9 protein-coding genes are annotated in these 8,760 nt (G+C 36.1%); 3 read left to right on the top strand and 6 right to left on the bottom strand.

What is annotated here, in order from left to right; genetic code table 11:
- Window positions 1-157 precede the first annotated feature (157 nt).
- The 3 genes from C9J45_RS18595 to C9J45_RS18585 form a co-directional block, all read right to left on the bottom strand.
- Complete coding sequence (locus C9J45_RS18595) at window positions 158-634, bottom strand: DM13 domain-containing protein (RefSeq protein WP_105061996.1); 477 nt, start codon at window positions 632-634, stop codon at window positions 158-160.
- Between the two features lie 290 nt (window positions 635-924).
- Window positions 925-1,713 (bottom strand): phosphoribosylglycinamide formyltransferase, encoded by a 789-nt coding sequence (locus C9J45_RS18590; RefSeq protein WP_107292861.1) that lies wholly within the window; start codon window positions 1,711-1,713, stop codon window positions 925-927.
- A 212-nt stretch (window positions 1,714-1,925) separates the two neighbouring features.
- Complete coding sequence (locus C9J45_RS18585; RefSeq protein WP_107207561.1) at window positions 1,926-2,708, bottom strand: phosphoribosylglycinamide formyltransferase; 783 nt, start codon at window positions 2,706-2,708, stop codon at window positions 1,926-1,928.
- Window positions 2,709-2,987: 279 nt separating this feature from the next.
- Here C9J45_RS18585 and C9J45_RS18580 point away from each other — a divergent pair, with 279 nt between their 5' ends.
- Window positions 2,988-3,320, top strand: a complete 333-nt coding sequence (locus C9J45_RS18580; protein WP_107207562.1) for a hypothetical protein — start codon at window positions 2,988-2,990, stop codon at window positions 3,318-3,320.
- Between the two features lie 83 nt (window positions 3,321-3,403).
- Here the strand turns inward: C9J45_RS18580 and C9J45_RS18575 are convergent, their stop codons facing one another.
- Both C9J45_RS18575 and C9J45_RS18570 read right to left on the bottom strand, forming a co-directional pair.
- The gene (locus C9J45_RS18575; RefSeq protein WP_107207563.1) at window positions 3,404-3,757 is read right to left on the bottom strand and encodes a HopJ type III effector protein; all 354 of its coding nucleotides are present in this window, start codon (window positions 3,755-3,757) and stop codon (window positions 3,404-3,406) included.
- A gap of 67 nt (window positions 3,758-3,824) precedes the next feature.
- Complete coding sequence (locus tag C9J45_RS18570) at window positions 3,825-4,217, bottom strand: DUF2750 domain-containing protein (protein WP_005365846.1); 393 nt, start codon at window positions 4,215-4,217, stop codon at window positions 3,825-3,827.
- Between the two features lie 157 nt (window positions 4,218-4,374).
- Here C9J45_RS18570 and C9J45_RS18565 point away from each other — a divergent pair, with 157 nt between their 5' ends.
- Window positions 4,375-5,910 (top strand): phospholipase D family protein, encoded by a 1,536-nt coding sequence (locus C9J45_RS18565; RefSeq protein WP_107207564.1) that lies wholly within the window; start codon window positions 4,375-4,377, stop codon window positions 5,908-5,910.
- A gap of 298 nt (window positions 5,911-6,208) precedes the next feature.
- Window positions 6,209-7,552 (top strand): sigma-54 dependent transcriptional regulator, encoded by a 1,344-nt coding sequence (locus tag C9J45_RS18560; RefSeq protein ID WP_107207565.1) that lies wholly within the window; start codon window positions 6,209-6,211, stop codon window positions 7,550-7,552.
- A 91-nt stretch (window positions 7,553-7,643) separates the two neighbouring features.
- Here the strand turns inward: C9J45_RS18560 and C9J45_RS18555 are convergent, their stop codons facing one another.
- Window positions 7,644-8,510, bottom strand: coding sequence for an endonuclease/exonuclease/phosphatase family protein (locus C9J45_RS18555; RefSeq protein WP_107292860.1), 867 nt, complete (start codon window positions 8,508-8,510; stop codon window positions 7,644-7,646).
- Window positions 8,511-8,760: the final 250 nt, after the last annotated feature.

Raw genomic sequence — 8,760 nt, 5'->3', positions numbered from 1 at the left:
TGCTGCCTCTAATTTAAATTCAGCACTAAATAATCGTCTTGTTCGTTTTGTCATGATGTCACCTATCCATGTTAAGAGGTGATGATATCACCTCTGAGTAGGTGGCCAAATTTAATGTACCACTACATTCGCGTCTAAAGTGTAGCTGTGTTCAATCTTATTGGTATTTAGCTGAAGTAATAAATTGACCAAAAGATTCACACCACACGATCACTGTATCGTATTCAGTGATATTAATGTTCTGAGGCACATTAACAACGAAATTATCAAAGGTTTTCACGTTTCCTACCAACACCATATTGGCTTTTTCTTGGTTAAATTCTGTTTCGGTTTCTACAAATTTAGGTGATAGGTATAGTTTATAATCAGGCCCTGGTGCGAGTTTTCCCATTAAGGTTATTTTTGTTGGTGAGATTGAAACTTTACCTTCGCCCCAATGGAGAAAGTCGCTACCAGCTAATCCTTTTGTGAACTCACCAGAATACTGGGCTTGCTTCGAAATGCGAGAGACTTCAGATTGTGTTGGTGCCGTTGGCGCAGTCAAAATAGGCAGTAAATAGATCCCTAGGGCAACACCGAATGCACCGGCAAGTAAGTGAGTGATAAGAAGTGTAATTGTCTTTTTGATAGTCATAAGTCTACCTGCGTTTAAACAATAGGTTTTTATAGGTATTGCTTAAAAATATTATAAATTCAAATTCTTAATGCTTTATTTCTAATAAATATACAATAAGCCCATTACGAACTATCGTGATGGGCTTTACTTATTGTTATCGGTTAGCCAATGACAAATTACACACATAGAGTTATGTGTTGCTGTTTGTTTTTAAAGGTAGCGCTTTTGAATGATTAAAAATCTGCGATTCAAGTGATAAATACAAAAACGCCCTAGTGAGTAGGGCGTTGAAGTGAATAGAAAGTGAGTTAGACGGCAATGCTGTTAGGTTGTAAGTATTGCTGCCAAGCGGCTTGGTATAAATGTAATGACTCTTGACGTAGTTTTTTAATTTTTTTCTCTTCAAACTCTGTCAGGGGGCGTTTTTGATGCAGAGCTAAACGTTCAATTTTCTGAATTTGTTCGTAAATATCATGCTCTTTACCATTTTTCACATCAGAAATATCTTTTAAGTGAAGTTGTACTTCGGCAATGATTTTACTTTGTGGCAGTTCAACTAATACATTCAAATCACGGTAACCAGAAGCTGTTGGTTTTTTAAAGCGGTTTTTAACACCTACAATGGTCGCTTCTTTGCTTAGTAGTTCAAAAGATTGCACTAACGATGAAACATCGTTAGCAACGAGAGAAGCACGCGCGATATCTGTAATTTTATTGGGTTGACCATTGAGCTCTGTTTCAATTTTATGTTGTGCGCGTGCCATTGACTTAACGGCAGGAACTAATGCTTCAGTTGATGAAACTAGGCTAATGCTACGCATAAGATGTGCTAATTCAACTTGTGCTTGAGTTGATGCTTGGTACAAGGTAGTAAAGTCATCATACGGTTGTGCAATGTTATTATTTTTCCAAGATTGAATGCTATATAAACCACTTAAATCACGTTGAAATGACTTCCGGCTTGCTTGAGATAAACGGGTTGGTGATGGTTGGTCAGAGATTGTGTATGCAGGCGCAACAGCGGGTGCTGCAACCACAGAACGGCTAAGCATACAGAACAGAATAAAGCTTGTACGTAGAACAGATTTTACATCCATTAAGCAACTCCCAACGATATTGTCCTTCAATATCAAACACACAAAAAGAGTATTTAAAAGTGTTGTGTAGTTTGTCGGCGCTTGGTTTTACTTTCTGATCTGATGTTAGCAATATAGCCTGAATGGGAGGTAAACTCTGTGTCAATATTCATAAAACGATAAAAAAACCGCATAAAAATGCGGTTCTGATCACATTGTTGTATGTTGTTTTATTAGCTGGCTAGATTGAAATGCTGAGTATAAGCTTGCCACGCTTTTGCATATAGTGCCTGGGATTTTTCCTGTAAGCGTTTGATTTGCATTTTTTCAATATCATCTAGCGCTCGACGTTTAATTATCGAAATACGCTCGATGTTTTGAATGGCTTCATAGATATCATGCTCTTCACCATTTTTAATTTCTGCAATGGCTTCAAGGTGTAGTTGAATTTCAGCGATAAGCCCACTATTGCTTAACCGAATTAACACTTTGATATCGCGATAGCCAGATACTGCAGGGGAATCAAAACGGTTCTTCACTCTAACAATATCGCTATATTGAGCTAGGTAGTAATAAGCTTTCACTAAATCGCTAATGTTTGTTGCGACAACACTTCCTCGTACAACATCGGTTAGCTTATTTACGTTACCGAGTAACTCTGTGGCTATTTTCTTCTCAGCACGTTTTTGGTTTTTAATTCCAGGTAAAAAAGCCTGAGAATGGCTAGCGAGTGCGGCGGATTCTAATAGCATATTTAGCTCTTGTTGAGCTGGGTACGCGTGCTGGTATAACTTCTCTAACTGATTATAAGGCTGTGTAATATTATGCTGACGCCAGCTAGGAATTTGCTGTAGCTCTTTGATAGAATGCGGTGAATTGAATAATACACTCGTTTTATTAATGAGCTTAAAATTATGACTATTTTTTGAATGTTGAAACATCGCATCAGCAATTGTGTCATTGCTAACCGCAGAAGGTAGTAGACGATGAGTACGAGCGACAGTGTGAACAACCATTTTTTACTCCTTTAGCACAGCGCACTAGCAAATGGCAGCTAAGTCTGTGATTTATTCCTGAACGTCCTGTTCTGGCGCTAAAGATAATACTTTATTTTGAAAAGTGGTAATAAAAATGTTTATTTTTTTTAACGATAATCCAACATTGTGAGAAGGGTCATAAAACCATACTTATTGAGAGGTTAATTATGCTTTCAATGAGGGGGATAAGTTACTTTTGTTGTTTGAAGTTTGTTCAATGTGAAATTTTATAGTGTTTAATCGTAGGGATAGTAAGTAATGCAGGAAAATCTATTAATTGGCTTTATCGTTATTTGGGTTGCACTGGTTGTGGGTAGTGTAATGATATTTCAACGCGGTAAGGATGTAGCAAAAAAGCGTAAATTATGGCCAATTTATACCGTGTTTAGTAACGTCGTGATTGGCGGGTTCATTATTTATATGCAACCACCAACGGTATGGTTAGTTGCGATTCTAGTGTTATTGGTGCCATTAACATTGTTGACTATTCGTTCTACCAAGTTTTGTGATAGCTGTGGGCAGGCAACTCGCTCACCATTTTTTATGAAGCCGCCGCAGAAATGTAGTCATTGTAATAAGCCGTTAAGTTAATTTTTCAATTATTATATTAAGCAAGCCATCATCGTATTGTTCTAAGTTGATAGAGAGTAATTATCGTGATGGCTTGTTTGTGATTAAGCTTTAGCTGTTAACGGGAATGTATCAAACTGAATGCCAGACCAACCGTATTTAATAAAATGACGAATATTTTGGTGGTCGTTGTTTTCAGGATGTTCTAACACATCTTGACGGTAATATTGACCAAAACAAGCTAGCGTTTCTTGTTCTGATAGTTGATTTAATTGCGCAAAAGCAAAAATCTTACATGAACCTTCATTTGTTCCTGCATCATTCTTTAACGTATCGTCTTTTAAACCATTGTAAAATGTGGTGGCTTGGTAATCGTAATGTTCAGTGATCACTGCCATAACGTGTGCAAATTCAACGATGGTTGGATTTTGTTTAATGGTTTGAAGTAGTGCGTCCATTTACGTTTTTCTCCTATAAAAAAGGCCAGAATAACTCTGACCTTAGTATTGTAAGTTCGTCCAGCGATTAACGCTGTTTTTTTGCTTGGTTCTTTAGCTCGTAATCTAACTCGTCAGGGTAGATCACTAAACCCTCTTGATCTTGAATTGGAAATACAACGATTGCCAGTTCGTCATCTTCAAGGCCATGTGTCCAACGGCTATGCCATTTGTTTAATGAAATAGCTTCTGCTTTACAATTATCCCACTCACCAGTTGCCCATGCTTCTGCAAACTCTTTATTTGGCCATACTGGTACACAGTCTTCATCGTCGGTATTAAGCATTACACAACCGTGTTCATCGATAAGGATCCAAATTTCACGGTTAGCGACAACTTCTTTAACTAAATGCTTGTAACGCTTTTCGGCATCAAAACCTTGGATTGTTTCAATTGCTGTTGCATCTAATGGCGTAGACATGGGTGTATTACCTTGGTAGTTATGTCGATTGATTGTAAGAATAAATCAAAATAGAACAGAGATCTTGTTTTATCCTACTGATTATTACAATTTTATGGGGTTTTATTAGGTTGTCATGCAAGATGAAATATTATTTATATAGCACAAGGAGCCTGTGTTGTTTACTTACCGTTCTATTGCAACCACTGTGTCATTATCATTACTACTCTCTGGGTGTAATTGGGTTTATTGGGATGAAGATTTTGAGAGCTATCATGATCTTTCGTCATCGAATCCTTACCCGTTTCATCAAGTTGATATTTATCAGCCGGATAGCGGTGTAGGGCGCAATGACATAACAGTACTTAATAGCGGTATTGCAGCATTACAAACCCGTATTGATATGATCCGACGTGCTCATAAAACGATAGAGGTGGAATACTTTATTTTCTCGCCCGATATGAGTGGGAAAATAATCGTGCAAGAATTAGTGTCAGCAGCAAAGCGAGGAGTAAAAGTACGGGTATTAATTGATAAGTCTGCCACCGTATTTGAGTTTGATGAATACTACGCCGATGGTTTGAAAGATCATGGTATTGATGTTCGTTATTATAATGCCGCACCGCTGTATTATATTTCTACGATAAACTTTCGTAATCATCGTAAATTGTTGGTGGTTGATGGTAAAGAAGCGGTAACGGGTGGACGAAATATCGAAAATGATTATTTTGATCTTTCAGAACAATATAACTTTCTTGATCGCGATCTGCATGTATCAGGGTCTATTGTTAAAGCGATGCAAGATTCTTTTAATGCGTTTTTTGAACATGATATCAGTGAACGTTATCACTCTCCTGAAGTACCTAACAATCGTATTGAATTGCAAAAATACGAGCGTAAACAGGAAGCCGTTCAAGCCTTTCTTGCTCACACAGAAATTGAAGAGGCGACAAGAGCAAGAATAGAAGCCATCGCAAGACCGATTTTAATGGAGAAAAAGACGTATTTATGTCCTGAAACGACATTTACTTCAGACGCACCAGGAGGATCGTTCTGGACGCGATTTAAAGATCCGTATAGTGATAATTATCGTTTTTTACGTAAAACTATTTTCGATAAAGTGATGACAGTCGATAACAGTTTAATATTGGCCTCTCCTTATTTACTGAATAATCGAAAATCAGAGCATTTAATGCAAATATTACTCGATAAAAATATCGATATGACGTTATACACCAATTCTTTATCCTCAACCGATGCCACTTATGTAGCGGCACAACTCTATAGTCATGTTTATGATTGGCAAGCTAAGGGAATGCATATCTATCTCCATGCTGGCGAATGGCTAAATGAAACTGCAACAGTGAGTAAAGCGGTGGAAAATGCAAGGTGGGGAATGCATTCAAAAACACAAATTTATAAACGCAATGGTGATGCTCAAAATGAAGTGATGGTGGGGACGTACAATATTGATAACCGTTCTAATCACTATAATACTGAAATGGGACTTTTTTGTCGTGGCAACGATCAGCTTGTCGCTGAAATTGAGGAGAGTATTCGTTCACGAGCAAAGAATGGATACCAAATCGTAGGGAATGAAGAGGCAATAGATAGTCAAAATAACCCAGTTAATGTTTATGGATCTGGTGAGCCTGATACAACAAAAATGAAATTTATGTGGTTGCCGTCATGGCTGTTTAATTTCTTATTATAATAAGAATGTAAATATAGTTATACAATACAACATAATTAATTAGATATTTAAAATGGATTTATCTCTTGTATTTATTTGTCAAAAAAAGAATTAGATAAAAATATAACATCATAAAAACAGTTATAATTAATAAATAAGATGATGAATTAGATATAATAATGTATTTTTTGCATTTTGGTATGCAAAATAAATAGTATATATTTTATTTATTTAGCGGTATTAATACGAGGCATATTATTCATTTGTTGCCTATATTATAAAAAAGAGGGGAATCAACGATATTATAAAGGTGGCTTCAATGCTAGCACAGTGTGATAAGAAAACGTTCAAAGCTAAACTCGTTGCTATTGGCTGTACTTATGAACCTTGGATTGCGTTATTAGAACAAACTGGATGGAAAACACATTGTTGTTATGACCTTCGTACTGCTGACGCCATCTTGGAAGAATATAGTCCTTGCATTTGTATTGTCGATCTAAGTAATAATGATTTTAGTTTAAATAGCATTTCTTTAAGGGCAAATAAAACCAAGCAAGTAAAATGGATTGCTGTAATTAAGAAAGAACAGCTTGGTATGGATGCTATTTGTCAATTTATAAATAATTATTGTGTTGATTATTTTTCAATTCCCATTCCATCGACGCATCTATTGGAAACTGTCGGCCATCAATTAGGCATGTTAGAAATTGAATCTAATTCTTGGACAGATGCTCAGCAAGATGTCGGTTTATTTGGTGAATCTAAATCAATTAAGCATTTGAGAGATATGGTTCGGCGTGTTGCAATGACAGACGTTAATATTTTTATTAGCGGTGAGCAAGGAACCGGAAAAGATCTTATTGCGAATTCTATCCATAATTTAAGTAAACGAAGAAATGACAGTTTTACTATGATCAATTGCGCATCAGTTATGGACGATGATGAGCAAATAGCCTTTTTAAATTCAGACGGTGAACATGTATCTGAAAACACGATAAAAGCGGGTACGGTTTTACTTAATGGTATTGAAGAACTGTCTAAAAACTTGCAACAGAAGCTTCTCGCTTATTTACAAAAACCGACTAATGACTCTTTAGAAGATACCAGAGAGTGTGATGTTCGTGTTATTGCCTGCTCTAGTGCTAATTTAGAACAAGCAATTGCGAATGAAACATTCAGTAAAGAGTTATTTTACCGACTTAATGTTTTCCATATTTCAGTACCAACGTTACGTGAAAGAGGTGCTGATATTATTGCTTTAGCTGAATATTTCTTACATAAGTATTCAAGCGAATATAACACCATTGCAACTCAGTATAATGAAGAAGCAAAGCAGTTACTTCTCCGTTATAACTGGCCGGGTAATGTACGAGAGCTAATAAATCAAGTTAAACGCGTTTCGTTATTAACAGATGGTAATGAAGTGGGTGTTGAACACTTCGACTTACCTAAGAAAATTAATATGAAGCAAAGTTTACGTAATATTAAAGATGAGGCAGAAAAAGACGTACTGGTTGCTGTATTAGAAACTCACCGTGGTCAAGTAGCATCAGCTGCAAAAGATCTTGGTGTTTCAAGAGCAACAATGTACCGCTTGTTGAATAAACATAATATTGTGCCTGATGTACGTTACTACAATGGCTCCAATTACGCGACAGAATAAAATTTGATGAACAATACCCACTTATTTAACACTTTCTCGTAGGGTGTCGGTAAGTGGGCTTTTCTTTGACTGTAGTTTACAACTTAATAAGTCATGAAGAAATAAACGGTGTAAAACTGAGGCTAAAGATAACTGGACAGTGATCACTCAATTGGTAAGTTGATACTTGCTCGAAGGAATAAGGTACCTGCTGGATAGATGAGATAGTAAAATGTTCACTACTAAAACCATGGTCAATTAATTCTTTATAACGACGATAATAGGTTTTATTCTTCTTTCTTCTTTTTGTTAAACAGTTACCTTTAACATTATGAGTAAGCCATTTTAAAGAACCTTGCTGATTATTATTGGAGAAAAAGTAAGTTTTGTTATTTGTTGTATTAAGAGATATACGATGATTAAAATCGCCAACTAAGATAAAAGGCTGCCTTTTCACTTCTTGCTGTTCTATCCATTGTTGGATTAATGTTCGTTGTAAATTCAGTGTGCGACAGGATTTTTTACGGTTGTTCTTTAGCTGTTTAGGAGTAAAGCAACCTGATTTTAAATGTACATTCACAACGATAATATCATGCTGATTAAGATTGACTTTAATTGCTGAACCATAACGTAACTTTTGTGGGTAATACGGCTTGTTTCCTAATGCTATAGCGGGAGAGCTCAACGTGGTTATATCTGGGTGTTCTTTAACGGTAAGGTGTTTTTTAACGGCAAAACCAGTGAATTGGTTGATCCCATTAAAAACGTCGTCTTTGTTTTTGACTCTTGATGATATGTATATTTGATAGCGGTCTTTAGGAACAATGCGATGAAGGCTTGAGGCACTATCGACTTCTTGAAAGGCGAGAATATCGGGTTGGTGAGTAAGAAAGATTTGCTTTAATATTTGGTAGTCTTTTGCTGTTCGTTGTATGTCGTTTTTGGGATGATCCGCTAGCCATTGAAAATTCCACGTCATTAACGTTAATGAGTGTGCATGACAAATATTAGCGAGTATGAATTGAATCGCAAAAAAGAATAAATACGGGATTTTGTTCTCCTTATTTTAGGTTAACTTTTTAGCCTTATTATAATATTTATGATGAAAATTCAGTTTCACTATTCTTGGTAAACATAGTTTTCTGGAGTGAGTTATCACACCACTTGAAAGCTATTCTTAATATCGTATGCAGTGTGTTATCTCAAACAAAAATCATGAGTTATAACTT

Source organism: Photobacterium sp. GB-1 (assembly GCF_003026165.1).
Lineage (GTDB): Bacteria > Pseudomonadota > Gammaproteobacteria > Enterobacterales > Vibrionaceae > Photobacterium.
The sequence above is the reverse complement of the archived record's forward strand: the minus strand, read 5'-3'. Positions and strand labels throughout refer to the sequence as shown.